26 protein-coding genes are annotated in these 24,819 nt (G+C 47.1%); 16 read left to right on the forward strand and 10 right to left on the reverse strand.

The features are described 5' to 3' along the window. Positions 1 to 9: 9 nt before the first annotated feature. A complete protein-coding gene (locus AC55NX_RS15715; protein WP_496996584.1) occupies positions 10 to 1,242 on the reverse strand; it encodes a hypothetical protein in 1,233 nt (410 codons plus the stop codon). A 216-nt stretch (positions 1,243 to 1,458) separates the two neighbouring features. On the opposite strand from AC55NX_RS15715, the gene AC55NX_RS15720 reads away from it, so the two are divergent. Further along, positions 1,459 to 2,361, forward strand: coding sequence for a HEPN domain-containing protein (locus AC55NX_RS15720; protein ID WP_496996585.1), 903 nt, complete (start codon positions 1,459 to 1,461; stop codon positions 2,359 to 2,361). A 364-nt stretch (positions 2,362 to 2,725) separates the two neighbouring features. Here the strand turns inward: AC55NX_RS15720 and AC55NX_RS15725 are convergent, their stop codons facing one another. From AC55NX_RS15725 to AC55NX_RS15735, 3 genes are all read right to left on the reverse strand, one after another. Continuing rightward, positions 2,726 to 3,103, reverse strand: a complete 378-nt coding sequence (locus AC55NX_RS15725) for a hypothetical protein (protein WP_059120154.1) — start codon at positions 3,101 to 3,103, stop codon at positions 2,726 to 2,728. A gap of 227 nt (positions 3,104 to 3,330) precedes the next feature. Then, entirely contained in the window at positions 3,331 to 3,732 is a 402-nt protein-coding gene (locus tag AC55NX_RS15730) for an HVO_A0114 family putative DNA-binding protein (protein WP_476486105.1), read from the reverse strand. A 1-nt stretch (position 3,733) separates the two neighbouring features. Next, a complete protein-coding gene (locus tag AC55NX_RS15735; protein WP_059120152.1) occupies positions 3,734 to 4,090 on the reverse strand; it encodes a toxin-antitoxin system TumE family protein in 357 nt (118 codons plus the stop codon). Between the two features lie 234 nt (positions 4,091 to 4,324). Here AC55NX_RS15735 and AC55NX_RS15740 point away from each other — a divergent pair, with 234 nt between their 5' ends. The 5 genes from AC55NX_RS15740 (at position 4,325) to AC55NX_RS15760 (ending at position 6,919) form a co-directional block, all read left to right on the forward strand. Beyond that, on the forward strand, positions 4,325 to 4,495 hold the full coding sequence (locus AC55NX_RS15740; protein ID WP_496996586.1) for a hypothetical protein: 171 nt from the start codon (positions 4,325 to 4,327) through the stop codon (positions 4,493 to 4,495). Between the two features lie 11 nt (positions 4,496 to 4,506). Next, the gene (locus AC55NX_RS15745; protein WP_496996587.1) at positions 4,507 to 5,550 is read left to right on the forward strand and encodes a Fic family protein; all 1,044 of its coding nucleotides are present in this window, start codon (positions 4,507 to 4,509) and stop codon (positions 5,548 to 5,550) included. Between the two features lie 54 nt (positions 5,551 to 5,604). Beyond that, positions 5,605 to 5,841, forward strand: a complete 237-nt coding sequence (locus AC55NX_RS15750) for a type II toxin-antitoxin system ParD family antitoxin (RefSeq protein ID WP_496996588.1) — start codon at positions 5,605 to 5,607, stop codon at positions 5,839 to 5,841. A 150-nt stretch (positions 5,842 to 5,991) separates the two neighbouring features. Then, entirely contained in the window at positions 5,992 to 6,267 is a 276-nt protein-coding gene (locus AC55NX_RS15755; RefSeq protein WP_496996589.1) for a helix-turn-helix domain-containing protein, read from the forward strand. 364 nt (positions 6,268 to 6,631) lie between these two features. Beyond that, positions 6,632 to 6,919, forward strand: a complete 288-nt coding sequence (locus AC55NX_RS15760) for a putative quinol monooxygenase (protein WP_059120147.1) — start codon at positions 6,632 to 6,634, stop codon at positions 6,917 to 6,919. A 52-nt stretch (positions 6,920 to 6,971) separates the two neighbouring features. Here the strand turns inward: AC55NX_RS15760 and AC55NX_RS15765 are convergent, their stop codons facing one another. Continuing rightward, positions 6,972 to 8,864: a PTS fructose transporter subunit IIABC gene (locus AC55NX_RS15765; protein ID WP_496996590.1), complete on the reverse strand. Its 1,893-nt coding sequence runs from the start codon at positions 8,862 to 8,864 to the stop codon at positions 6,972 to 6,974. Between the two features lie 422 nt (positions 8,865 to 9,286). Between AC55NX_RS15765 and AC55NX_RS15770 the strand changes: the two genes are divergently transcribed. After that, on the forward strand, positions 9,287 to 10,135 hold the full coding sequence (locus tag AC55NX_RS15770; RefSeq protein ID WP_496996591.1) for a helix-turn-helix transcriptional regulator: 849 nt from the start codon (positions 9,287 to 9,289) through the stop codon (positions 10,133 to 10,135). Between the two features lie 56 nt (positions 10,136 to 10,191). Here the strand turns inward: AC55NX_RS15770 and AC55NX_RS15775 are convergent, their stop codons facing one another. The 5 genes from AC55NX_RS15775 to ulaR all read right to left on the reverse strand — a co-directional run bounded on the left by AC55NX_RS15775 (position 10,192) and on the right by ulaR (position 14,647). Continuing rightward, positions 10,192 to 10,977: a PTS sugar transporter subunit IIA gene (locus AC55NX_RS15775; protein ID WP_496996592.1), complete on the reverse strand. Its 786-nt coding sequence runs from the start codon at positions 10,975 to 10,977 to the stop codon at positions 10,192 to 10,194. Continuing rightward, positions 10,974 to 11,279 (reverse strand): PTS fructose transporter subunit IIB, encoded by a 306-nt coding sequence (locus tag AC55NX_RS15780; RefSeq protein WP_496996593.1) that lies wholly within the window; start codon positions 11,277 to 11,279, stop codon positions 10,974 to 10,976. Before AC55NX_RS15780 ends, AC55NX_RS15775 begins: the two co-directional genes overlap by 4 nt. Before the next feature lie 139 nt (positions 11,280 to 11,418). Beyond that, positions 11,419 to 12,456 (reverse strand): hypothetical protein, encoded by a 1,038-nt coding sequence (locus AC55NX_RS15785; protein WP_496996594.1) that lies wholly within the window; start codon positions 12,454 to 12,456, stop codon positions 11,419 to 11,421. A 241-nt stretch (positions 12,457 to 12,697) separates the two neighbouring features. Beyond that, complete coding sequence (gene ulaG / locus AC55NX_RS15790) at positions 12,698 to 13,765, reverse strand: L-ascorbate 6-phosphate lactonase (RefSeq protein WP_059120142.1); 1,068 nt, start codon at positions 13,763 to 13,765, stop codon at positions 12,698 to 12,700. 126 nt (positions 13,766 to 13,891) lie between these two features. Continuing rightward, on the reverse strand, positions 13,892 to 14,647 hold the full coding sequence (gene ulaR, locus AC55NX_RS15795; protein ID WP_496996595.1) for an HTH-type transcriptional regulator UlaR: 756 nt from the start codon (positions 14,645 to 14,647) through the stop codon (positions 13,892 to 13,894). 380 nt (positions 14,648 to 15,027) lie between these two features. On the opposite strand from ulaR, the gene AC55NX_RS15800 reads away from it, so the two are divergent. From AC55NX_RS15800 to AC55NX_RS15840, 9 genes are all read left to right on the forward strand, one after another. Beyond that, positions 15,028 to 16,794 (forward strand): PTS ascorbate-specific subunit IIBC, encoded by a 1,767-nt coding sequence (locus AC55NX_RS15800; RefSeq protein WP_496996596.1) that lies wholly within the window; start codon positions 15,028 to 15,030, stop codon positions 16,792 to 16,794. 95 nt (positions 16,795 to 16,889) lie between these two features. Further along, entirely contained in the window at positions 16,890 to 17,369 is a 480-nt protein-coding gene (locus AC55NX_RS15805; protein ID WP_496996597.1) for a PTS sugar transporter subunit IIA, read from the forward strand. Positions 17,370 to 17,378: 9 nt separating this feature from the next. After that, positions 17,379 to 18,089, forward strand: coding sequence for an L-ribulose-5-phosphate 4-epimerase (locus AC55NX_RS15810; RefSeq protein WP_496996598.1), 711 nt, complete (start codon positions 17,379 to 17,381; stop codon positions 18,087 to 18,089). A gap of 6 nt (positions 18,090 to 18,095) precedes the next feature. Continuing rightward, positions 18,096 to 18,917: a Cof-type HAD-IIB family hydrolase gene (locus tag AC55NX_RS15815; protein ID WP_496996599.1), complete on the forward strand. Its 822-nt coding sequence runs from the start codon at positions 18,096 to 18,098 to the stop codon at positions 18,915 to 18,917. A 5-nt stretch (positions 18,918 to 18,922) separates the two neighbouring features. Further along, entirely contained in the window at positions 18,923 to 19,570 is a 648-nt protein-coding gene (locus AC55NX_RS15820; RefSeq protein WP_496996600.1) for a 3-keto-L-gulonate-6-phosphate decarboxylase UlaD, read from the forward strand. Between the two features lie 4 nt (positions 19,571 to 19,574). Next, positions 19,575 to 20,483, forward strand: a complete 909-nt coding sequence (locus tag AC55NX_RS15825) for an L-ribulose-5-phosphate 3-epimerase (protein ID WP_496996601.1) — start codon at positions 19,575 to 19,577, stop codon at positions 20,481 to 20,483. A gap of 197 nt (positions 20,484 to 20,680) precedes the next feature. After that, positions 20,681 to 21,106: a hypothetical protein gene (locus AC55NX_RS15830; protein WP_496996602.1), complete on the forward strand. Its 426-nt coding sequence runs from the start codon at positions 20,681 to 20,683 to the stop codon at positions 21,104 to 21,106. 113 nt (positions 21,107 to 21,219) lie between these two features. Then, positions 21,220 to 22,749, forward strand: a complete 1,530-nt coding sequence (gene dgt / locus AC55NX_RS15835; RefSeq protein ID WP_496996603.1) for a dGTPase — start codon at positions 21,220 to 21,222, stop codon at positions 22,747 to 22,749. Positions 22,750 to 23,219: 470 nt separating this feature from the next. Beyond that, on the forward strand, positions 23,220 to 24,776 hold the full coding sequence (locus tag AC55NX_RS15840; protein ID WP_496996604.1) for an alanine/glycine:cation symporter family protein: 1,557 nt from the start codon (positions 23,220 to 23,222) through the stop codon (positions 24,774 to 24,776). The last annotated feature ends 43 nt before the right edge of the window (positions 24,777 to 24,819 follow it).

Genomic DNA, 24,819 nt, shown 5'->3' on the forward strand with positions numbered 1-24,819 from the left:
CAGAACTGCTTAAATGTCAACCGATGACTCTGTTGCATCACTCAGAGTCTGAGGCAAAAAACCGATAGATTCACAGCTTTTTTCATTAATTTTATACAACATTAATAGTTTTTCCAGAATCGTGATAAAAGCACTGGCCGCATGGCAATAATCCTGACATTTGTCGCCATCGTACAACATGCAAGACTGGTTTCTGTATATATTCAATACCCATCTGACCTTGTTTGACTCTCGAGAGTTTCCTTCATGATCATCTTCCTTCCATCGTTCATGCAAAGGAATCGATAACATGGAATGAGCCGGATTCTCAGGTCTATTGTAATATTCCTCTAAAACAGAATAGACCCCCTTATGATAGGGAATGGCACTGTTTTTATAAGACTCTGGTATATCTTTCGTATTTGAGACATATGAAAATTCGCCCGAGGCAACACAAGAAGGCGCACCTTCAAGATTCGCCAGAAACATTTTATTTCCTGAAACCGAATCATCGTAGATAGTAAAAGCAAACTGAATGGGGGCTTGCTCTTGGTCCGGGTCAGGATTTCTAGTTTCCGTCGTAGTCGTGAGCTTGTTATCCGTCAGACTGATAATTCCAGTGTAGTTATCACAAGTTGCAGAAGAAGCATAAAACATCCCGGCTGCAGAGCTACATTCCGATTCGATTTCACCATCCTCAAAATAGTGAACTTTCATAATATTTGCCCGGTAGAGCACTTTCTTCTCTATATTTGCTGCATCCCACGCTTTCACCAAGCCAATCAGCATATCGAGTACAATCCGAATATTTTTCTCACCTGTTTCAAGATTTTTACGAATAAAATCAGCACCTAAATGAATGTCAGCGTCTTCCGAAACATACATATTATTCTGCATGTCATCAAGAAGTGCCATCGCCCTTTGAATATTTTCCGCATACAGTTCCCAAAACGTTGTCGGCGGGCTTGTCTGATAAGAACGATGCCAATAATCGGTCTGCTTTGTTTTGACCCAGGCAGACAACCCAGAAATAATTGAGGCTATGAAAGAAATAATAAGAAAAAGGGTCGAATACCAGTTGATACCATCGGCATATTCATCCCAGGGCATGACAAAATTACGGATTTTCTCAGCATACAATGACACTGCAGCGGCAGCCATAAAAGTAACAAACCAGAAAATTCCTTGTGACAAAGGATGGAGAATAAATTCCAACCGACTGTAGTTTGCCGATTTACGCTTTCCCCGATGAAACAGGTCCACCCCGGCCTCCACATATAAATTAAAATGAATGACCACAAGTCTAATATAAACTCATCAGTCCATCGAAAATGACTGATTGGAATGGAGGCTTCAACCGAACAATTTCATCCTCAACCAACACCCCACTTACACCAAAAACCGCACTCACACGCAAAACTCACCTCAACCCCGAGACTCCCATTTACCCGATACTCACCACGTAGTACGATGACCGACATGAAAAAGACACTTGACCATCTTCCCGAGCGGAAACAACAAGATATTCACACCATTGCGACCATTTTGCGCGATGTGGTGGATGAATACGTGGCCGGAAGAAGCGGCAAAAAAGCCGGTTTTAAAATCCACAAAATCATCCTGTTCGGCAGTTATGCCAAAGGTAACTGGGTCAATGACCCGGCCAACGGCTATATCAGCGATTATGATGTGCTGGTGATCGTCAATCGCTTTGAACTGGTAGAAGAATTCACCCTGTGGAGTCTGGCGGAAGACCGAATCAGCCGTCGCATCCCCAAAACGCCGCTGGGGCTGATTGTTCACACCCTCGGCGAAGTCAATCAATGGCTGCACGACGGGCACTATTTCTTTCGGGATATCCGCGAGCAAGGTATCGAGTTGTACAGTGCCGATGGCCGGGAACTGGCACTACCGGGGGATCTGACGGCCGAAGAAAGTCAGCAGATTGCCGAAAAACATTTTGCTCAATGGTTCGAAAGTGCGTCAGAGTTCGTTGATGCCTATGATTTCGCGATGGGTAAATCGAGAATTAATCAAGCTGCATTTTTCTTACATCAGGCAGCAGAACGTTTTCTTGCCTGTACCCTGTTAGTGTGTACCAACTATCTGCCTAAAACCCACGATCTGGAAAAACTGCGCGCCTTCTGTGCCGGACAAGACGAACGATTCGCCCGCCTCTTCCCTGCCGACAACCAGTTCCGTCGCCGCAGCTTCCACCGCCTCAAACGCGCCTACGTCGATGCCCGCTACTCGGAGCACTACGAAATCACCGTCGAAGAGCTGGACTATCTGGCCGAAGAGGTTGAAAAACTGAAAATGCTGACGGAAGAGGTTTGTCGGGGAAGGATTGGAGAGAATATTGAATCGCAAAGGCAGAAATAAGCATTGATGTAATTGTTCACGCACTGCGTGAACAATCTAAACTGACAGTAAGCCTATCATCAGTGCCAACATCCTTGACCATATAGTTTCCGCGGGTCATGCGGTAATCGTCTCAATCCGTACTCGTCTTGAAGGTATAACTTCTCAAAGTTCCGAGCCTTTGCTCCCGGTGCTGGTAATTCTCTCAATATCTCAACTACGGCCTGAACTTCCGAGGTATTAAATCGATAACCACGCCGAAGAAGCTCATCTAAAATAACGATTGCGTGTCTGTATACTTCGTCTGAATCTCTCTCATTCTCTACCTGTTTATACATTTGAAACAGAAGACTATATAATGGAGAGGCAGGACTTACCTTTTTAATTACTCCACCAAATACTGACATTTTTTTAAATAACTCCATAGTACAGAAGAAACAAAAAAAGCTAGCATTAAATCCATTGACATAGAGAATAACCAGCCTGAATGTTTTTGTTCTGAGTATTTAATTACAGGATAAACATATTCAATTACTGTAATAATAGGAAATGATATTGCTATTGCTTTTATCTCATTAACTTTGAAATTTTTGCCGCCACGCCAAACATCAAACAAAGCCATAACGACTAAAAACAACATTGCTGTTGTGGTAAAAGAAATCGCCTTTTCTACAAAATCCCCCCAAATATTCCAAGCGTTAAGCCCTGAAAGAACAATAACGATAAAAACACACAACAAAGCGGCTAACGTCTTTAACTTCATAAGTATTACCGATTGATTGACAAAGCCTTATCGTATCAAAAGTCCTGAGAGTCGTTATGTTATTTTTTGCACAGAACATCATAGAATCGGCCACCAGCGACACACAATGCTATCAATAGAGAATGAACTAAAATGATTTTCAGATTCGCTCTGCTCAATTGCCTCCGCACTGCGGAGACAATCTTAACCGGGTAAAAATGACGGGCACGAATTTCGAACGTTTCGCCTCAGGCCGCTGACATCGAAGCCATTAATTTCAATAACTTTTGCTCAAGTGCAGAGTCCGAAATAATCTCAAAATCCGTATAAATCGCCACCGGTTTCAGAGCTTTACCGGTCGTTGGCTCCATGCGGACGAAACCTTTTTCACTGAGCGTTTTTAACGTGTTGGATAAGTTAGATTTGGCTCGACCGGAGATTTTGGCCAACTCAGTCAGGCTTGCCGGTTTTTCCGTCTCAATCAGGCGTAATAAGGCGATATTCTCCGGCCTTAAAATCTGTGCTACCGCATTAACCGATGTGTACCAAACCTTCGGCTCATCCGCTTGCGGCACATATTTCCCCTGTGCAATCGCCAGCAGACGGAAACGAATCAGTGCTTCAGACATAATGCCGATTCTTGCTTTCATGTTATTTCCCCTCTATTGCTACGATGGTTGCGTCAATGCCCGAGAAAAAGTCCTGTAGTAAGGTATAAACATCCTGAAATTCATAGGGTGTTCCCTGATCAATCGCAGTCCGGTGCAAATGATCGTAGTCATACCGTTTGCCGCTGAATCGTTTATTTTTCCGTGGCTTCACTGCATGAGCATTGTCATAACCAAAAACTCTTTTGTTAAATCTGTTATGTAGCGTCATGGTGTAACGGATCCCGTGGGGGCGTTCTCTGGTTGGCGGAACCGTCCATGCTTCAATTTTCCACCAATAACCATCATCCCGGTACACGACTGTGCCATGCATACTTAACAAAATATCTAATCCTTCCATCAGCTCTCCTGATGTTATACCCAGAGTATAACAAAATAAATCCTATTAGGAAGTCATTCATCACCAAATGATGCCGTTCCGCACTTTTGAATTCCCCAAAATCCAACGCATTCGTTAATCTCTCATCCTTTACCAACACCCCACTTACACCAAAAACCGTGATCACACGCAAAACGCACCTCAACACCGAGACTCCCATTTACCCGATTCTCACCGCGTAGTACGATGACCGACATGAAAAAGACACTTGACCATCTTCCCGGGCGGAAACAACAAGATATTCATACCATTGCGACCATTTTGCGCGATGCCCGCTACTCGGAGCATTACGAAATCACCGTCGAAGAGCTGGACTATCTGGCCGAAGAGGTAAAAACTGAAAGTGCTGACGGAAGACGTTTATAAGAGAAATTGGTATGACAGATGATAAACAGCCTCCTTTCACTATCACGCCAACCATCATCAGACTGATTTCGGAGATCAGTGAACAACTGGGCCGCCTGTCCGTACTTGAAGATGAAAAGAATCTGCGCCTGCGCCGGATTAACCGGATTCGCACGATTCAGGGCTCACTGGCCATTGAAGGAAACACATTAAGCGAAGCTCAGATCACCGCCATTCTGGAAGGGAAACGCGTGATCGCGCCACCGAAAGAAGTACAGGAAGCCAGAAATGCGATTCAGGCCTACGAACAATTTGAACACTGGCAACCGACGAATGAACAACATCTGCTCAAAGCTCATCAGGTATTGATGTCCGGTCTGATTGACGATGCAGGCCATTACCGTCACGGTAATGTCGGTGTGATGAATGGTGAAACGGTTGTCCATATGGCACCGCCATCCAATCGCGTCAAACACTTAATGAGAAACCTACTCAACTGGCTGACGACAACGGAGCTGCATCCGCTGATCACCAGCTCAGTGTTTCATTATGAATTCGAGTTTATTCATCCATTCGCCGATGGCAATGGCCGGACCGGACGTTTATGGCAAACACTGATCCTCAGTCAATGGAACCCGTTACTGGCACAACTGCCAGTGGAAAGCATGGTCTTCGAACACCAAAGTACCTACTACCAAGCTATTAACAAAAGTACTCAACTGACTGATTCTGCCCCCTTTATTGAATTTATGCTTCAAAGTATTCAGAAAACCATCACTAGTGCAGCTGCACAATCAGATCCTCAAGTTACCCCCCAAGTTACCCCCCAAGTTACCCCCCAAGTTACCCCCCAAGTTAATATTTTGATTTCATTGATAGATAAACTAGGAACAACGGATCGTGACACACTCCAACAAGCACTGTCACTCAAAGATCGCAAGTCATTCCGTGAACGTTATCTGAAACCGGCACTGGAAAATGGCCTGATCGAAATGACTATCCCCGATAAGCCTAGCAGCAAGTCACAGCAATACCGACTGACTGAACTCGGGAAGAAATTACTGAAAGTTGAATAACTGAGATTCCCGGGTCATTCATTGAAAACGATTCAAGCACCTCATGGAAAAAGAATGCAACCAGACAATACTAAACTGAAAACCTTGCAGCAGTTGTTGGCCGAAGGTGAGCAAAGTGGTGATACCGACTACGATTTAGATGAACTTATCGGTGAGCTTGAAACTCCGGAAGCAAAGCAAATGGGTCGAATAGAAGACAACCCGGATTTATCATATGCATTCATGCAGCAATTACTGATTGCCAAAGCCGAAAAAGATGCCGGGGAGCTGGAGGCATATATCTTTGGCTGAAATCCAGCAGGTTCTGCAAACCCCGACATGCAGAAAAACAGTTAGACAGCGTAATCTCAATCGAAAAACGAGCCATAGAATTGATACTATAATGGCAAATTTATAGTAAATATGTATACTTTAGTTACTACTGTAACAAAAAGGTACATCATGCTTTCTTTATATACCGCCTATGATGTTCAGCTTGAACTGAAAACATTCATCAAACAATCCCGCAAGCAACAAAAGCTCACCGTAGAAGCGTTGGCAAAACGTTCCGGTGTGCCTTACAGCACGATCAGAAAATTTGAAAGCAGTGGTAATATCTCTCTCCGGCAGTTTCTGATGTTATTTGAAGCAGTCGGTGATCTCAGCCAAATCAGAGCACTCACTCAGACGAGCCAGTCGGAACCCAAAAGTATTGACGAGGTTTTAAAAGATGCTTAATGCACCGCTGTACGTCAAAAGAACCTTTTAATTTTTTGACCGTCAATCAGGATGACCACGCAAAAAACTTTGCCTTTCTCGCAGATGACAATGACCAGTGGCGTCTCTCACGCTTCACTCTGTTGTTTTAATCTTGGATAAACAGGCTCGACTAAAATGCTAATGACATCACCTAAGCCATGCTCCGATTAAGAAAAGAATTGCCACAGATTAGCAACTGGTGATTGATAGCATCGGAATATGTCAATATGATGTAATGATGCATACGGAACCTGACATCTCTACCGGGTTCTGTTCAAAGGAGAAAACAGCTGAAATCATACCGTGTGATTTTGTCCGTTTTGTATGTTTCAGGAGGCAATGTATGTACGTTGTGACGGTAACTTTCACTCTTGTTCCCGAGTCATTTGAATCATTTATTAAGCTCGCCCAAGAGAATGCAGACATCGCGAAGGACGATCCCGGATGTCTCCAGTTTGATGTTTGCTGGAATGATAAAGATAAGCAAGTCTTTTTCTATGCGCTCTACGGTTCGGAAGAAGAATTCAACGAATGTTTGAAAAACGAGCACTCACTCATCTTTGATCAGAAAACAGAACCAATGATCGTGGAAAAAAGATCCAAAATTTTCTCCAAAATCCATATGGCATAACCATCAATTTGTGATCCGCACCGATTCAACGTGATGCGGATCGTTCATGAAGTCAGATATCCACCGACTGTAATTTCGCCTGACGCATTTTCTTCAATGCAATGCAGGTGAGCGCAGTGACAACGGCCCCAAGTGCCATACAGAACAACGCCAACAAAGGTTTGTTCATCGCTCCCAGTAAAGCGACAACCGGTCCGCCGTGCGCCACACTATCAGTGATGCCGAAAGAAAAAGCCATCACTGCAGCAACCATCGAGCCCAACATATTGGCGGGAATCACCGACACCGGATCCTGCGCTGCAAACGGAATCGCTCCTTCAGAAATCCCGACCAGCCCCATTGCACCGGCAGCCTTACCGGCTTCCAGTTCCGAAGCTTCAAACAGGCTCAGTTTACGACCAAGTACTGTGGCTAATCCCATACCGAGCGGCGCAACCGGAATCGCACAGGCCATCGCCCCCATGAACTGCGTCTGGCCGCTGGCAATCATGCCGACCGAAAACAGAAACGCTACTTTGTTGAACGGGCCGCCCATATCAAACCCAGCCAGACCGCCCAAGACAATGCCCAGCAACACCATATTACCGGTACTCATCGTGGTCAGGAGTTCGGTCATGCCATGCATCAAACTGGCAATCGGTGCACCAATGACAAAGATAAACAGGCCGGAGATAAACAGCGCACCGGTAATCGGCGCGATCATAATCGGCACCAGCGGCTGAATCATCTTGTGATAATTGAAACTGGTTAGCCAGCGAATGAAATACCCCACCAGCAAACCGGCAATAATCGCACCGATAAACCCGGTGCCGGCAGCGGCATCGTAGAATGAGCCGTTATTGGCAATCCAGCCACCGATCATACCCGGGGCTAGTGCCGGACGGTCAGCAATCGCATAAGCAATATAACCGGCCAGAATCGGAATCATCAGCTGGAAGGACACAACACCGACATCCAGAACTTTATTCCACAGGCTTCCTTGCGGAATCGCCATCCCGGCTTCAGTCGGCTCTCCGCCAATCGCCAGTGCCAATGCAATCAACAAGCCACCGGTAACTACAAACGGAATCATATGCGAAACACCGTTCATCAGGTAACGATACAACTCCGGACGGTTGCGGGATGGCTGGGCATCACGGTTTTCCGCAGCAGAATCAGGCTGATAAACGGGAGCCTGCAATGCTTTGTGAATCAGACCTTGTGCATCACGGATCGGCTCTTTGACGCCGGTTTCAATCAGTTTTTTACCGGCGAAGCGGGTCAATGATACCTGCTTGTCACTTGCGACAATAATCGCGTCAGCCGCTGCAATCTCTTCTGCCGTCGGGCTGTTTTTCACCCCGATCGACCCGTTCGTCTCGACTTTGATCTGATAGCCCAGTGCCGCGGCACCTTTTTCCAGTGATTCAGCCGCCAGATAAGTATGAGCAATCCCGGTCGGGCATCCGGTCACCCCGATCAGAAAGCCGTTTTCTCCGGATGACTGCGGTGTCGGTTCTGACTTCGCCAACAACAGCGCCAACGCTTCCTCTTCAGTCTGCGCGGCAAAAAACTGCTCAATAAATCCTTCTTCAATCAGTTTGGCAGAAAGCTCCGCCAGTACTTCGACATGATGATTTGCATTGCCATCGGGAGAAGCAATCATAAAAAAGAGTTTCGATGGCTGTCCGTCTTCAGCACCGTAATCAATGCCCTGACGGCTGATCCCGACCACAACGGCAGGCTCGCTCACCGCTGTACTTTTGGCGTGGGGAATCGCAACACCATCGTCAAAACCGGTATTGCCGAGCGCTTCCCTGGCATAAATATCCGCTAAAAATTGTTGTTGATCGGTGATGCGTCCTTCCGCGGCCAGCATTTCAGCCAGCTCTGCAAGCACTTCCTCTTTGGTGGTTGACGAAAGATTCAGCCGAATCAATCGCGATGAGATAAGTTGAGTAATCATTTTCGTTCCCCGTTCATTCTGTCAGTCATCACTTCGTTGGTGGGAGAAAAGAAGAAAAAAGTGTCTGTCCCCGTAAGAAACAGGGCATTTTACGGCGTCTGTCCCTGTAACTATTCCTGTAACAGGTAACGAACGTTGACCGCTGGGGTGTCTGTCCCCGTAACTGCCTGTTCCCATCGCTAATATTGTGGTGACTGTCCCCGTTAGTTAATAGTGAAACAAAAATGCATTTACTGGAGGATTGTATCATCATGATTCAAATGTGATCTGTATCGGTCTGTGGTACTTAAGTTCTATGCTTGAATCATGAATAATATTTATATCAATAAATCACACAGCGGTTCAGGAACAGAGAAAAATGTATGATGATAACAACATGACTTGTCATACAATTCTGCATGAATGAGTGACGGCAGGAAATGATGAGCCAGGTATTTCACAATCTGATTGAAGCGATTATTGATGAACGGGACAGTTGTCAGCGCATCTGGTTTGCCGGTGATCAACAGACACCGCCGCCATTTAGTTATCAGGTCAACTTTCCTCGTCTGGAAATTGCGCTCAAAGGTGATTACAGCAATCAGATCGAAGATGCGTTGCATGGCATCACTACCGTTGAGATTCAGGCCGGGAGTGCGCTGTATATTCCCCCCAATTGCTGGAATAAGCCGGACTGGGAAAATGAGTGTTCGGTGCTCAGTCTGTTGTACGGCCGCCGTCAGATTGGGTTCAGCTTTGTCGCCAAGCGCAAAGGCACCGACGGATTTTATGATGTCCAGAAGCATAGTGTGCAAATGCGCACCGGCTATGCGATCGATAATATTCTGGAAAGCCTCAATGCACTGGCGAGAGAAGCACAAAAATCACCGATGGACGAACACCTGCTTTGCGCGCTGCTCAGCTACACCCAAAGTATTCTCCGTCAGCCGGAACGTTCAGCCAAAAGCCGTAGTGAAGATCTCTATCAGGGGATCTGTATTTATATTCAGGAAAACTTTCACCGCGGCATCACCCGAGACTCGATTGCTTCACGGTTCAGTCTGTCTGCCAATCACCTCTCTCGGCTGTTTCATCAGCAGGGGCACATGACACTGGCTGACTACATTGCCTGGGTCAGAATTGATCGGGCGAAGTTCATGCTGAAAAAATACCAGTTCCGCCTTAACGAGGTTGCCGAGCGTTGCGGTTTTCAGGATGTGAATTACTTTTGTCGGGTGTTTAAAACCAAAACCGGCATGACCCCTTCCGAGTACCGGACACGCTTTGATTAAAGCGCTTTATTTATCCCCGGGGACTCTTAAGATCACTCAAAGATAGCATGGCGGGCTCAGCGTGCTACATTACCGTTCGCCATCACATGGAGCAGAATGCCTTTGAGTGTCTCCTCCCGTTTGGCATCAAGCAGAAGCTGTGTATTCAGATCGTCGATCAGCCAGCGGGTCAGCCGGGTCATCGCCATCACAATATCCCGATTCAGCGACTGAGGCAGAACCAGACCAATCAATAATGAGACCGGTGCGCACACAGACTGCCAGTCCAGAGGCTGTGTCAGGGGCATCACCATCAGTACCGGTATCTCGACCACCTCACTCATCACATGCGGCAATGCCACCCGGTTCGGGAGGGCGGTTGTCGAGATATCCTCCCGCAGGCAGAACTGTGTCAGTAGTTTGTCTGCCCGCCCGGGCGCAATTCGAGCGGCAAGATAATCCAGTGCTGAACGCTTATCGGCAAATCCGGCATGGCATTCATAATCCCAGCGGTACGCAAACGGCAGAGAAAATGCCGGATGGGAGGCAAAGAGTTGCTCCGCAGCGTGATTCTTACGGTGTGAAGTTGAAAGCAGAATCGCGTGTTCACTTAAGTATTCGGTGAAAACCATGCAGGCCAGTTCGGCATCCAACCCCTCTATCGCGATCTGACACAACTGATCGGCACTGTTGTTCAGGCTCAGAACATTGAGCGGCTGACTGAGCGGGGTATACGTTCCCCGGCTCAGATTATAGAAGACAAAAATCGAACGAAAATAGCGACAAAGCTGTTTCAGCGCATTCGCCTGCCATGCCGGAAGCCCTTTATCCTTGAGTAGAAAAGTGATCCGAGTGGTAATCATACTTTTTTCAGACAGCGCTCTAAAACCGATCCTGCATGGAGCAGAACCTCTTCAATGGAGAAATGAAATACCTGACAGCCTTTAAACCGGGATTTCTCTTCGATTTCGATATCAGAGACGATCATCCGGATATCGGCAGCAACGATATCGGCAACCGTCAGCTCATTTTCGATGCCCATCGCTCCTTGCGTCTCAACTTTAATCGCCAACCCACGCTGGCTGGCAGCTTTATGGAGTTGCTCTGCTGCCATATAAGTATGAGCAATTCCGGTCGGACATGCGGTTACGGCAACCACCTTCATGATCTCTTTCCTTCCCTTATCTGATAGTCATCGGTTGCAACTTATCACCGAGATGTTTTCCTGACCAGTATAACTCAATTGACAAAGAACTCATCAGAGCTGCATTTATTCGTTCGGCGTTAAAGCCGGAAAAGAACCGTTACGGCCACGGCATATAACTCAGGTAGTCCAGACCGGCAGACAACTTGATGCCCAGATATAGATTTGCAGCCTGAACTGCCTGACCGGCAGCACCTTTGACCAGATTATCAAGAGAGCAGATAGAGAGGCACTTGTTCTGTTTCACAACTGTAGACACTTCCGCATTGTTGGTGCCACAAACTGTTTTTAACATCGGTGTCTGGCCATTGATGAGATAATAAATAAAGGGCGTGTCTTTGTAGGTAGAAAAATATGTGCGTTTTACATCTTTAAAGGTAAATCCGTCATTCAGAGTGCTATAGGCAGTGATATACACACCACGCAGAATATCCAGATCGAATGCAGAAAAAATAATCTCCAACGGTTCATTGGTATATTGTTTCAGAGTTTCAATTTCAGGTAACTGCGCGTGATGAAAAGCGTCATGTAAACCAAAGTTATTCAGTCGCTCTGCATATACGGCTGCGGAAATATCTTCATTAAACGTTGAACCGAGCTTCGCTTCAATCACAATATCGCCTGAAATCATGTGATTGCGAATCAGCGGATATAATGCGTAGATAGCCGCCGCTGCAATCCCTCCGGGGATGTGGATCATCGATACTGATGGATCTGGTGCTGTCAGTTCCGGGATAAAAAACTGGCAGCGGAGATTGTCGGCTAAGTCTGCCGATGATTGCAGCGTAAAGATGCCATTGCTGTCCATCGACCGAAATCCGTCTCCGCCACTGAGATTCAGTATCCATGTGCTATGTTGGTTGAGATAAGGTAGGCGTGCCGATAATTGCTCCTGAGGCAGGCAGGAGAAAATCAGATCATAGTGGTCATTTAACTCATCCAAAGGTAAATAACGGAGCATTGGCTGATCACGCTGGTAACGAAACCGGTCATTATACCGTTCAACCAATTCACCCGCTTGTGACTCAGAAGAGACAAAGGTTACCGCTATATTGGGGTGTTCACTGAGTATTCGATATAATTCTCCGCCGACAAAGCTGCTTCCTTCCAAAATTGCAGCATAATAAATCCTATCCATTCTAATCAATGTCCCTCTCATGCAGTCGGGCACGTCAATCATGACTTACAATAAAAACCACATGCTATAAATAATCATTAAAAATTAAATATAAGAGAACATAAGGACATTTCAACTTCATCTTGTAACTGGGTTCATTTATCCGCACTAATTTTATATGCGAAAATTCAGGAATAACATTTGATGGAATATGGTCTATTTCTGCCCTGCAACAGGGCGGAAATAGACTTCATTCAGCAAATTATAAAAACGCCTTATACGGTAACTCGGGTTCATCGGTAAAGATATCGCGGAAGCCCCGGAAATGCTGATAATGCATCCGGCCTTTGTCCGTCGGATAGGTATATTTACCGCCGACCTGCCAGAAGAATGGGGCAAAGCCGTACTGTAAGCGTTCTTTTTTCATCTGCCATAACACTTCAATTTCACGCGGATCATTTTGGAAGTTGGCCCAGATATCATGATGGAATGGCACCACCACCTGGCAATCCAGCGCTTCACCGGCGCGCAAAATATCGGAAGCCGTCATTTTATCAGTGACACCACGTGGATTCTCACCGTATGAAAGTAAGGCGACGTCGATCTGGTATTCGTTACCGTGTTTGGCATAGTAGTTTGAGTAATGCGAATCACCGGAGTGATAGACCGAACCACCGGTTGTTTCGATTAAGTAATTCACCGCCCGGTCGTCCATCCCGTCCAGAATCGATTTGTCATAAGATGAGACGCCTTCCGGCAGGGTGACAAGGGCCGTCCGGTCAAAAGAGTCCAGCACTTTGATACGCACATCGCCGATCTCGATACAATCACCGACTTTGGCAACCACACAGCGCTCTTGTGGGACACCCCAGCTGATCCATAAATTCACACACGCTTGCGGGCCGATAAACTTCACATGTTCACCGCAATTTTGCAGCACGGCCGCAGCCACGTTCACATCGATATGATCGGCATGATCATGAGAAGCCAATACCGCATCAATTTCTTTGATGGCAAACGGATCCAGCACAAACGGAGAGGTTCTCAAGTTGGGCTGTAATTCACGCACACCACCCATCCGCATCATCTGATGCTGATTCTTCATCAGTGCATTTTTTTGAGTCCGTTTGCCGGTGCCACACCAGAAATCAATCGACAGATTGGTATTACCTTCGGTTTTCAGCCAGATGCCGGTGCATCCCAACCACCACATTGAAAATGTATTCGGTTCAACTACGGTTTGCTCAATCTCTTCATTGAGCCAAGTTCCCCATTCAGGAAACGTATTGAGGATCCACGATTCGCGTGTAATTTCGTTTACCTTGCTCATAACAACACCTTTTATTTCTGATTTATTGTAAATTTTGCATGTAGGGAGCCAAGCGCTTGAACCGAAGTTCAAGCACCTAAAAATATGATCCGTTCAAAACGATGATCGATTCAGCGCGTGATCGGGCTAAACCAGTATGACCTGTGTCCCCTGCGCTTCTAATGCACTCACAACGTTTGCCGGCGCATCTTTACCGGTAATCACCATATCGATTTTGCTGCTCGGGCAGAACAACATGCCCGTCCGCTGACCGACTTTGGAGCTGTCAACCACCACGACCAGTTTATCGATCTGTTCCAGCATCTGCTGCTCTGCGACAGCGGTTAACATATCAGCCTTATATAACCCGTTTTCCGTCAGACCTTTGCCACTGGTAAACATCCAATGCCCCGCATAACCGCCCAATGCATCCGGAGCCGGATTGAGGAAAATATTTTGCGCTTTATTGTATTGACCACCGATAATGATGACATCTTCATGATCCTCATGGATCAGATAGCTCGCCAGCGGAAAGTAATTGGTGACGATTTGTACATCTTGCCCACATAACTGCTGCCCCAGCATGAATGCTGTCGAACCACAGTTAATAACAACGCTATCCCCCGGTTGACAAAGTTCGGCAGCGCGCATCGCAATGAGAGACTTCTCCCGATAGTGTTCGGTGCTATCAATATTCAGTGGTGTCCACTTTTTCTTTTTGCCGACAATCCGTTCCGCCCCGTTGCGCACTTTCTTCAGTTTACCGAGTTCATCAAGTTTTGAGATATCGCGTCGGGCGGTTGCCGGAGAAACGTGAAAGGCGTCGATAATATGAGACACATTGATCGATTGTTTCTCTTCTAACAAAGACAGAATGCCATGATGTCTCTGGACTTCATTCATAAGCATCATCCTATTTATCACTGAGCGTCATCACTGAGTGATTACTTGTGATTACATTTGATTTGTTTTGATTCTATTAATCATCCCGATTGATGTCAAATGATTCAGATGAAAAATTAAACGCCAAACAAGACAAAAAAATAACTCATTGTTTTTAAACAATAATAAATCATATCAAGTGATCAGCGTAGCATTTGTCATACTTGGTGTTGGATAAAATTGATATAAATCAATTCAATCAAAAACAATCATTGAATGATTACAAATGATTTTTTAAAGTCTATTCCGTGAGCAAAACAAATCGATTCCTGCATATCACATGACGGAATCACTCTGACCTACGTCTAACAACAAATACAAATATATCTAGGGGTAAAGATATGGAGTTCTTGTATAACATCTTCTATATTTTTTACAGCCAAGTGATGACCAAAGCCCCGCTACTCCTCGGTTTGGTTACTCTCATCGGTTACTGGTTGCTAAAAAGAGATGCAACGACCATTTTGAAAGGATCAATTAAAACCATCGTTGGTTTTATGCTGGTTCAGGTCGGTGCAGGTACACTGGTCGCAGGCTTTAAGCCAGTGATCGCTAAACTCTCGGAATACCACGGACTGACAGGTTCGGTGATTGATCCATATACAACGATGATGGCCACGATGGAAGTCATGGGCGAAAGGTATTCATGGGTCGGCTATGCGGTATTACTGGCACTGGCCATTAATATTGTGTTGGTGCTATTTCGCCGTTATACCGGTATTCGCACCATCATGCTAACCGGGCATATTATGTTCCAACAGGCCGGTCTGATCGCCGTCTTTTACCTGATCACCGGTGCCTCTATGTGGGAAACCATCATCTGTTCAGCAGTGTTGATGGCACTGTACTGGGGTATCTCATCCAATATTATGTTTAAGCCGACAGAAGCGGTCACCGGTGGTGCCGGATTCTCGATTGGTCACCAACAGCAAGTCGCCTCTTGGATTGCCACCAAAGTTGCCCCCAAACTCGGGGATAAGAATGACAGTGTCGATCACTTGAAACTGCCCGGCTGGCTCCACATTTTTCACGACAGTATCGCTGCGACAGCCATCGTTATGACGGTTTTCTTCGGCATTATCCTACTCTCTTTCGGCCTTGATAACCTCCAAGCGATGGCCGGGAAAACCCATTGGACGATTTATATTCTTGAAACCGGTTTGAAATTCGCAGTTGCCATTCAGGTGATTGTCGCCGGGGTGCGGATGTTCGTAGCAGAACTGTCTGAGGCCTTCAAAGGCATTTCTGAACGCGTGATTCCCAATGCGGTACTCGCGATTGACTGTGCTGCTATCTATGCCTTTTCTCCCAATGCGATGGTATTCGGTTTTATGTGGGGTGCTATCGGCCAGTTTACCGCAGTGCTGGCGATGCTCGCTTTCAATGCGCCAATCATGATTATTCCCGGCTTTATCCCGATGTTCTTCTCCAACGCCACAATTGGTGTTTTTGCCAACCATTTCGGTGGCTGGCGTGCGGTGATGAAGATCTGCTTTGTGATGGGCATCATTGAAGTGGTCGGGTCGGCGTGGGCAATCCACTTATTCAGTCAACATGGTGTGGCGTTCAATGGCTGGATGGGCATGGCTGACTGGGCCTTGGTTTTCCCTCCGATAATGCAAGGTCTGTCCATGTCGAAACTGTTCTTCTTCGCGCTGATCGGGTTGGCTGCCCTCTATATGTTTTTCGCGGCCAAACGGCTACGTGCTGAAGAAGATGCCCAGGGTATGGTTGAAATCAGTGAAGAACCCGAAGTCCTCGAAGCCGTAGAACAAGCCCTGAAAACACATGACGGACAGCGTCCGGTCAGCATTCTGGCAGTTTGCGGTAACGGTCAGGGGTCATCAATGATGATGAAAATGAAGATCGGCAAATATCTGGAGAAAAAAGGCATTCCGCATGTCATGGACTCCTGTGCCGTGTCTGACTACAAATCCAAACTGGCGACCACCGATATTATCGTTTCATCCAGACACCTGTCCTCTGAAATGGATCCGGGAGAAGGGAAGTTTGTCCTTGGCGTACAGAACATGCTCAATCCCAATTCTTTCGGTGATGAGCTGCTGGAGATCATCAATAAGAACTTTGCCGGTCATCAGTCAAGTTGACGATCGACCACATGAAACATTGAACATTTCACTATGACTACGGGCCTGTCCTTTCCACCTATCTCAGTCAAAGGACGGCCCTCACGGAGATGATTATGGGACTGAAACAGTCACTTATCGATAACGATTCAATCCGGTTACAAGCATCGGCCTCAGACTGGCGTGAGGCGATCAAAATCGGCACCGACCTGCTGATCGCATCGGGGGCAATTCTGCCGTCTTACCATGATGCAATTATCAGCAGCGTCGAAACGCTCGGCCCTTATATTGTGATTGCCCCTCAGCTGGCAATGCCGCATGCCCGGCCGGAAAATGGCGTGGTACGCACCGCTTTTGCGTTAGTCACGCTGGAAAAACCCATCTACTTTGTCGGAGAAGATGAACCGGTTGATGTACTGATCACGCTGGCCGGCAGTAGCTCTGACGAACATATGGAAGGGCTGATGGAAGTCACTCAGATATTAGATGACGACGAGAGCGAAACCGGTGTGGATCTCGACAAACTCCGTCGTTGCCGTTGCCAAGAAGATGTGCTGCAAGTCATTGATACAGCACTGGCGAAAGCGTCAGCTTAAGGAACCACCATGTCAGTACCGTCAGATTCATTCCAATCGTTAAAGCAGCAAGTTCTGGACGCCAACCTGAAACTGCCACGTTATGGGCTGGTAACCTTTACTTGGGGCAACGTCTCTCAGATTGATCGCGCTGCCGGTGTGGTGGCAATCAAACCATCCGGTGTGGCATACGAGACCATGACCGTTGATGACATTGTGATTGTCGATCTGGCCGGGAATCGGGTCGAAGGCACCCTCAGCCCGTCGAGTGATACCGCCACACATCTGGAAATTTATCAGGCTTTTCCGCAAGTTGGCGGAATTGTTCATACCCATTCACGTCATGCCACGATCTGGGCGCAGGCTGAACAGGATATTCCGGCACTCGGAACAACCCATGCCGATTATTTTTACGGCGATATCCCCTGCACTCGTCGGCTGTCCGGTGATGAAATCATCAATATGTATGAAAAGAATACCGGATTGGTGATTGTCGAAACGTTTCACATGCGCCATATTGAACCGATGTCTGTCCCCAGTGTGATTGTCGCAGGACATGCACCATTTTCATGGGGGGCCGATGCAAACGACGCCGTACATCACGCGGTGGTGTTAGAAGAAGTTGCTGCGATGGCGATTGCGACACGATCTTTAAATCAGGGGATCACCATCCAACAGGAGCTCTCTGACAAACATTACCTGCGTAAACACGGTGTAAATGCTTACTACGGACAAAGGTAATCTTACATGTATAAAGTGCTTGCATTAGACTTAGACGGAACCGTACTCACGGACGACCACACCATTCACCCTGAAGTGAAACAGGCGATTCACGCTGCACAACAACAGTGCCACGTCGTGATTGTCACCGGTCGTCACCATACCGCAGCAAAACCCTATTATCTCGAACTGGGGCTGAATACACCGATCATTTGCTGCAACGGCACGTATGTCTATGACTATCAGAACGACACCGTCCTGCAATACGACGCGATTGCCAAAGACGATGCGCGGAAGTTCATCGATCTCGCGACACAATACCAAATGAAAATGGTCCTGTACGTCACCAATACGATGAACTATGCCAAACATAATCCGATTGTTTATATGGAAGCACTCGAAAAATGGGCCAGCCAATTCCCGGAATCTATCCGTCCTCAGATTCATCGGATTGATTCATTTCACCAATTGGTAGAACAGGCAGATCATGTGTGGAAATTCGTTGTCGAAGGGGTGCCAAGCTCCGTCGAACGGCTCTCGGAACACCCTTGGGTGAAAGAGATATTCAACGGTGAATTCTCTTGGTCAAATCGCATCGATTTCGCCGCCAAAGGCAACAGCAAAGGCAAACGACTGGCCGAATATGTCGCCAATCTGGGATATGACGCCAATCACGTCATTGCGATCGGTGATAACCACAATGACATTTCAATGCTGACCTATGCCGGCTTAGGCGTGGCAATGAGGAATGCTGACGACACCGTCAAATCTCACGCGCAACAGATCTGTCAAACCGATAATAACAGCGATGGCATTGCCCATCTCATACGACAGAAAATTCAAGGATAAATCTCATGACCCTACCCATGATTCAAATTGCTTTAGACCAAACCGACCTGACCTCAGCCATTGAAGTGGCACGCCGTGTCGAAAGTTTTGTCGATGTGATTGAGGTCGGTACCATTCTGGCTTTTGCCGAAGGCATGAATGCCGTCAGAACGCTGCGCCACAATCATCCGGATCATCTGCTGGTTTGCGATATGAAAACCACCGATGGGGGTGCGATTCTGGCCCGAATGGCATTTGAGGCCGGAGCAAACTGGATCACCGTTTCCGCTGCGGCTCACATCGCAACCATCGATGCCTGTAAAAAAGTCGCGGATGAGTTCAACGGTGAAATTCAGATCGAAATTTATGGCAACTGGACAATGGCTGACGCTAAATCATGGGTTGACTTGGGGATTACTCAGGCAATTTATCACCGCTCGCGCGATGCAGAGCTGGCGGGTGTCGGCTGGACACCGGACGATCTGGATAAGATGCGTCAGTTGTCAGATTTAGGACTGGAACTCTCAATCACCGGCGGCATCGTTCCGGATGATCTTTATCTGTTTGAGGGAATCAAAGCGAAGACCTTCATTGCCGGCCGGGCGCTGGCCGGAGCGCAAGGCCGCGAAACGGCAGCCGCGCTGAAAGGACAGATAGAACGTTTCTGGGGGTAAGCGGATGTACCAACATGTACAACGTCACCGGACCGGCCTGTATGAGAAAGCCCTGCCAGCCAACATGACATGGGAAGAGAAACTCACGACGACGCGCGCATTGGGATTCGATTTCCTTGAAATTTCGATTGATGAATCGGACGAGCGGCGTAGTCGGCTCGACTGGGATAACGATACCATTTATGGCTTGCGTCATTTGTGTGAGCAACTTCAGGTACCGCTGCATTCGATGTGCCTGAGTGCCCACCGAAAGTTCCCATTCGGTTCGCTGGATCCGGAGGTTCGTCAACAAGCGGATCTGCATCTGGAAAAAGCCATCACACTGGCTTATAAATTGGGCATCCGGGTGATTCAACTCGCGGGATATGATGTTTATTACGAACCCACCAGTGCACAAACTCATGCCTATTTTGTGGCAGGGATGAAGCGCGCGGCAAAATTGGCAGAACGTGCCGGGGTCATGCTAGCGGTAGAAATTATGGATACGCCGTATCTCAATGCGCTGAGTAAATTTGAAGTGCTGAATCGCGCGGTGCACTCCCCCTATTTCACTGCTTATCCGGATGTCGGTAACATCAGTGGTTGGAATTACGACGTCTGCACGGAACTTGCGTTGAGCTTACCGCATATCACGCAGATTCATCTTAAAGACACGCATCCGGTCAGACCGGGTTATCCGGGACAGTTCCGCGATCTGGTGATCGGTGAAGGTGACGTTGATTTTTCAGCGGTATTCAGCACCCTCAAACAGCTCGACTGCGTGGTGCCGTTGGTACTCGAAATGTGGGCTCAGGATGAGCGCTGGCAAGACAATATTCACACCGCCCAGCAACGTCTCAACCAAGCCTGCATGGTGGCAAACCTGCCACCGCTCTTTCCACAATCTACGGTTCCCGGCCATTCACCCCACTGATAACGGTTCGGACAGGCACATCGGTGTCTGTCCGTGCTGTCTGTCTCTGCATAAAACCGATTCGTCTCTTAATCAAAAGAGCGCTTGATGAGAAAAAATACGCTGCACAAAAAGTTTAACCGGAAAAATTGACTTCTTTCTTTGGTTATCGCAAGGTGAACACTTGTGCATATAACACTGATCTCGCTCGCAATTTGATGAAATTACTCCACCTACAACTGTTCTGGTATGAGAAGTATCACACACTACTAGACATGGAAGACTTACCAACGCTGTCACCGACCCAAGCACAGGAGCTCAAACACTGGCTTAAAAAACGCCGCAAGCTCCTCACTTATGAGGTGCACCATCAACCGTGGGTCAAAGTAAACGTTGAGGGAGCGTCTTCAAGCCTATGTTTGTTGCCGAACGGAACATTGACCGAACAGGATTTATTCAGTGACAAAGCACTACGCGGTCTGTGGAAAGTGGTAAATGGCTTCTTATTTATGAAGGTGATCAGTGGTGAGTTTATTATTGAGTATCAAGTCGTCGGTTGTACGGAACATAATATTCACTGCGGCATCGAGTATATTAACGGACAACTCAGTTCCTACAGTAAATTTATTCAAACCCAGTCATAAATAACGTTTTCAGACGCAGATAAGTCATGATAATCATAAGAATCTGTTTTCATCCGTTAAAAAATTGTTTTAAATAGCAAGCACCCGTGTGACACAGATGGAACGAGTCAGTTATGTCGATCGATTTCAGAGCTAGATTCAGAGCCAACCGCCTTTATGACCAAAATAACGGCAAAGAAGCAAGTATCATTCCATATAACCATAACGGGAAAATCCCGCCGTTATCCTGCTTTGAAAGTGATCGCGGCCGGATCATCAATTCCGCAGCAATTCGGCGCTTGCAACAAAAAACGCAGGTTTTTCCGCTGGAACGCAACTCCTCAGTCCGGAGTCGCCTGACCCATTCGATGGAAGTACAGCAAGTCGGGCGTCATATCGTGCAGCAAATTTATAAGATGCTGGGGCGAGATGCAGAACGCTACGGGCTTGAATCGCTGGAACGCCACTTTGAATCGATCGTGGAAATGGCGTGCCTGATGCATGATGTCGGCAACCCGCCCTTTGGCCATTTCGGAGAGCAGGCAATCAATGATTGGTTCCACCAGTATATTCCCTCGAAAGCCGCAGCAGTCCCGCTGTCTGAGCCATTGCAGCGGGATCTCACCGAATTTGAAGGCAATGCTCAGGCCGTCCGTCTGGTCCATTCGATTCTCAGCCTGAACCTCACCTACACACAGATCTCAGCGATCCTCAAATATACCCGTCGTGGCGATGAGTTAAGCCCGAAGACATTGCAGGCTGAAGGTCATCAGTTTGCTGCCGGTGAACTGCAATATCTGAAAAAGAAGGTCGGCTACTATCTGAGTGAAGAGATCTTTATCGATAAACTGTACGGCTCTCTTTCTCTGGAAAAAGGCAATCGCGCGCCATTCTCTTATATTATGGAAGCAGCCGATGATATCTCATATGGTGTCGCTGATATTGAGGATGCCGTCGAGAAAGGCATTATAGATATCGAACTGACCAGTGCCGCACTGAAAGCCGAGTATCAACGTCTGCGACAAGCAGACTATCCGCATGCTGATCAAGACACGATGGATAGCATTGTTGAGACGTCACTCGCTAGTGCCACTCGTGCCAATAACTGCGCGGTGAGTCACTTCTTTATTACCTTACGGGTCGAAATCAGCAAACGCCTGCCGAAACATGCTGCCGAGCAGTTTATTCACAATATCGAGGCCATTTACCACGGCAATCTCGACCGTGCGCTGATTGAAGACAACAGCACCGAACATGTGCTGGTCGAGACGCTGAAAAACGTCGCCAAAAAACATGCTTTCTGTGATAAAGAAGTGGAAGCCCGGGAGCTGCAAGGCTATCAGATTATCACCGGCCTGCTCGACTTCTATAAACCATTACTGGAACTGAGCCGAGCTCAGTTTGAAGCGATTGCCAGCGGTGAGAGCAAACTGCCACTCTTTCCCGCTCGTTTGTATAAAAAACTGCCGAACAAACATCTGCGGGCCTACGAAAATGCGATGAGAGCCATTCAAGCCGGGCGTTTTCCCGGTGGCTATTCGGTGGATGAAGACAGCTGGGAATATTACTTTCGGGTGCGGCTGATTCAAGATTACATCAGTGGTATGACCGACCAGTTCGCTTTTGATGAATTCCGGGCATTGAGTGTGATTGATAGCTTGTAAATCACGATTGTTCGCAAAGATGGTCAATCGGCCGTTGACCATCTTTGTAGCATTTTTAACCAAAATACTGTTTCACGTTCAATACCACACCGGAAACATCCCCACCCCACAAACATGTTTAAAATTTAACCATTCCCACTCAGTTCTGACCTTTATACCGACCGGGTGCAGAATAAAATATCAACATATTTTATTCACAAATCACATCTCGCTGAAAATACCCAAAAAACATCAGCTATTTATTATTCTATAAATAAAGCCAAAAATGACACAACTATCTACATTGTTCATTTTAATTAGAAATATATATTCAAATTATTGGCACAAATCAAAATTTAACATCGTTTTAAAAATAGATAGCATTAGAAAGTCATATATATTAACATTTGATTTACATTGAGATGAATATATTGCAAACACAACTATCCCTCAATGACACACAACAACACTCAAATACAGGAAAAATAACTATGCAGTCACTTGTTGATTTTTTGAATGGGATCATCTGGAGCACGGCACTGATTTATCTATGCCTTGGCGCCGGACTTTTCTATTCGATCCTGACTCGCTTTGTTCAGGTACGTCACTTTGCAGAAATGTGCCGCTTACTCTTTTCGGCCAAAACGTCAACGAAGGGGATTTCTTCCTTTCAGGCTTTGGCCGTGTCGCTTTCCGGGCGAGTCGGAACCGGGAATATTGCCGGGGTTGCAGCCGCCATCGGTTTCGGTGGTCCGGGCGCAGTCTTCTGGATGTGGGTTGTCGCCTTCCTCGGAGCAGCGACAGCTTATGCCGAGTCAACACTGGCTCAAATCTATAAAGAAGAAGATAACGGTGAGTTTCGCGGTGGTCCGGCTTACTACATCGAAAAAGCGATGGGCCAAAAATGGTATGCGATGATTTTTGCGGTTGCCACCATCATTGCGTGTGGTGTGCTGCTACCGGGCGTTCAGTCAAACAGTATCGGTAATGCCATCGAATCAGCTTTCGGCAGCGGCGAGATGGTTGAGACTGCAATCGGTACATTCAGTATGGCGAAAATCCTGACCGGGACTATCATTTCCATTCTGATGGCTTTCATTATTTTCGGTGGCGTTAAACGTATTGCAAGTTTCACTCAGATTGTCGTCCCTTTTATGGCACTTGCATACATTATTACCGCTTTCGTAATTATCCTGCTCAATATCAGTCAGGTACCACAGGTCTTCAGTCTGATTATCGGGGATGCATTCACGCCGATGGCAGGTGTCGGTGCAGCGATTGGCTGGGGTGTCAAACGCGGGGTCTACTCCAATGAAGCAGGTCAGGGAACCGGGCCTCACGCGGCAGCCGCTGCGCATGTACAACACCCGGCGCAGCAAGGTTTAGTTCAGTCTTTCTCTATTTATATTGATACGCTGCTGGTCTGTTCCGCAACTGCGTTTATGATTCTGATTATCGGTGCTTACAACGTGCACGGCGCTGTTGAAGGGGCATTCCTCGTGCAACATCTGGCTGCCGATGTGGCAGCAAACAGCCCGGCATTTACGCAGATTGCGATTGAAAAAGCGATGCCGGGGGTCGGAAAAACCTTTGTCGCCATTGCGCTGTTCTTCTTCGCATTTACCACCATTCTGGCCTACTACTATATCGCCGAAACAAACGTCGCCTATATTTGTCGTCGCTTTAGTTCTGAGGCACTGACCTTCTTACTCAAGATTGTCCTGCTCAGTGCAACGTTCTACGGTTCGGTGAAAACCGCCAACCTCGCGTGGGCAATGGGGGATATCGGTGTGGGTCTGATGGCGTGGCTCAATATTATCGGGATTCTGATCATCTTCTTCCTCAATAAACCGGCGATGTCCGCCCTGAGCGATTATGAAGAACAACAGAAACTCGGTGTCGAACAATATACCTTCAACCCGGTGAAACTGGGAATCAAAGGAGCAGAGTACTGGGAACGTCGCTATGAGCGTCAAACCGGTCAGAAACCGACCGCGACCTCTGACAGTGAAGTCCTGCCGCTCACCAGAGAGCAGACCGAATCATAACGGTTGAGCAAAATAGTTAAATAGTTAAAAGGGAGCCTCGGCT

Source organism: Vibrio rubrogenes (genome assembly GCF_059641415.1).

Excerpts from the sequence above, each read along its gene's own strand:
- AC55NX_RS15720 (WP_496996585.1), top strand. The coding sequence starts at position 1,459 with ATGAAAAAGACACTTGACCATCTTCCCGAGCGGAAACAACAAGATATT.
- AC55NX_RS15725 (WP_059120154.1), bottom strand. The coding sequence starts at position 3,103 with ATGAAGTTAAAGACGTTAGCCGCTTTGTTGTGTGTTTTTATCGTTATT.
- AC55NX_RS15730 (WP_476486105.1), bottom strand. The coding sequence starts at position 3,732 with ATGAAAGCAAGAATCGGCATTATGTCTGAAGCACTGATTCGTTTCCGT.
- AC55NX_RS15735 (WP_059120152.1), bottom strand. The coding sequence starts at position 4,090 with ATGGAAGGATTAGATATTTTGTTAAGTATGCATGGCACAGTCGTGTAC.
- AC55NX_RS15740 (WP_496996586.1), top strand. The coding sequence starts at position 4,325 with ATGAAAAAGACACTTGACCATCTTCCCGGGCGGAAACAACAAGATATT.
- AC55NX_RS15745 (WP_496996587.1), top strand. The coding sequence starts at position 4,507 with ATGACAGATGATAAACAGCCTCCTTTCACTATCACGCCAACCATCATC.
- AC55NX_RS15750 (WP_496996588.1), top strand. The coding sequence starts at position 5,605 with ATGCAACCAGACAATACTAAACTGAAAACCTTGCAGCAGTTGTTGGCC.
- AC55NX_RS15755 (WP_496996589.1), top strand. The coding sequence starts at position 5,992 with ATGCTTTCTTTATATACCGCCTATGATGTTCAGCTTGAACTGAAAACA.
- AC55NX_RS15760 (WP_059120147.1), top strand. The coding sequence starts at position 6,632 with ATGTACGTTGTGACGGTAACTTTCACTCTTGTTCCCGAGTCATTTGAA.
- AC55NX_RS15765 (WP_496996590.1), bottom strand. The coding sequence starts at position 8,864 with ATGATTACTCAACTTATCTCATCGCGATTGATTCGGCTGAATCTTTCG.
- AC55NX_RS15770 (WP_496996591.1), top strand. The coding sequence starts at position 9,287 with ATGAGCCAGGTATTTCACAATCTGATTGAAGCGATTATTGATGAACGG.
- AC55NX_RS15775 (WP_496996592.1), bottom strand. The coding sequence starts at position 10,977 with ATGATTACCACTCGGATCACTTTTCTACTCAAGGATAAAGGGCTTCCG.
- AC55NX_RS15780 (WP_496996593.1), bottom strand. The coding sequence starts at position 11,279 with ATGAAGGTGGTTGCCGTAACCGCATGTCCGACCGGAATTGCTCATACT.
- AC55NX_RS15785 (WP_496996594.1), bottom strand. The coding sequence starts at position 12,456 with ATGGATAGGATTTATTATGCTGCAATTTTGGAAGGAAGCAGCTTTGTC.
- ulaG (WP_059120142.1), bottom strand. The coding sequence starts at position 13,765 with ATGAGCAAGGTAAACGAAATTACACGCGAATCGTGGATCCTCAATACG.
- ulaR (WP_496996595.1), bottom strand. The coding sequence starts at position 14,647 with ATGAATGAAGTCCAGAGACATCATGGCATTCTGTCTTTGTTAGAAGAG.
- AC55NX_RS15800 (WP_496996596.1), top strand. The coding sequence starts at position 15,028 with ATGGAGTTCTTGTATAACATCTTCTATATTTTTTACAGCCAAGTGATG.
- AC55NX_RS15805 (WP_496996597.1), top strand. The coding sequence starts at position 16,890 with ATGGGACTGAAACAGTCACTTATCGATAACGATTCAATCCGGTTACAA.
- AC55NX_RS15810 (WP_496996598.1), top strand. The coding sequence starts at position 17,379 with ATGTCAGTACCGTCAGATTCATTCCAATCGTTAAAGCAGCAAGTTCTG.
- AC55NX_RS15815 (WP_496996599.1), top strand. The coding sequence starts at position 18,096 with ATGTATAAAGTGCTTGCATTAGACTTAGACGGAACCGTACTCACGGAC.
- AC55NX_RS15820 (WP_496996600.1), top strand. The coding sequence starts at position 18,923 with ATGACCCTACCCATGATTCAAATTGCTTTAGACCAAACCGACCTGACC.
- AC55NX_RS15825 (WP_496996601.1), top strand. The coding sequence starts at position 19,575 with ATGTACCAACATGTACAACGTCACCGGACCGGCCTGTATGAGAAAGCC.
- AC55NX_RS15830 (WP_496996602.1), top strand. The coding sequence starts at position 20,681 with ATGAAATTACTCCACCTACAACTGTTCTGGTATGAGAAGTATCACACA.
- dgt (WP_496996603.1), top strand. The coding sequence starts at position 21,220 with ATGTCGATCGATTTCAGAGCTAGATTCAGAGCCAACCGCCTTTATGAC.
- AC55NX_RS15840 (WP_496996604.1), top strand. The coding sequence starts at position 23,220 with ATGCAGTCACTTGTTGATTTTTTGAATGGGATCATCTGGAGCACGGCA.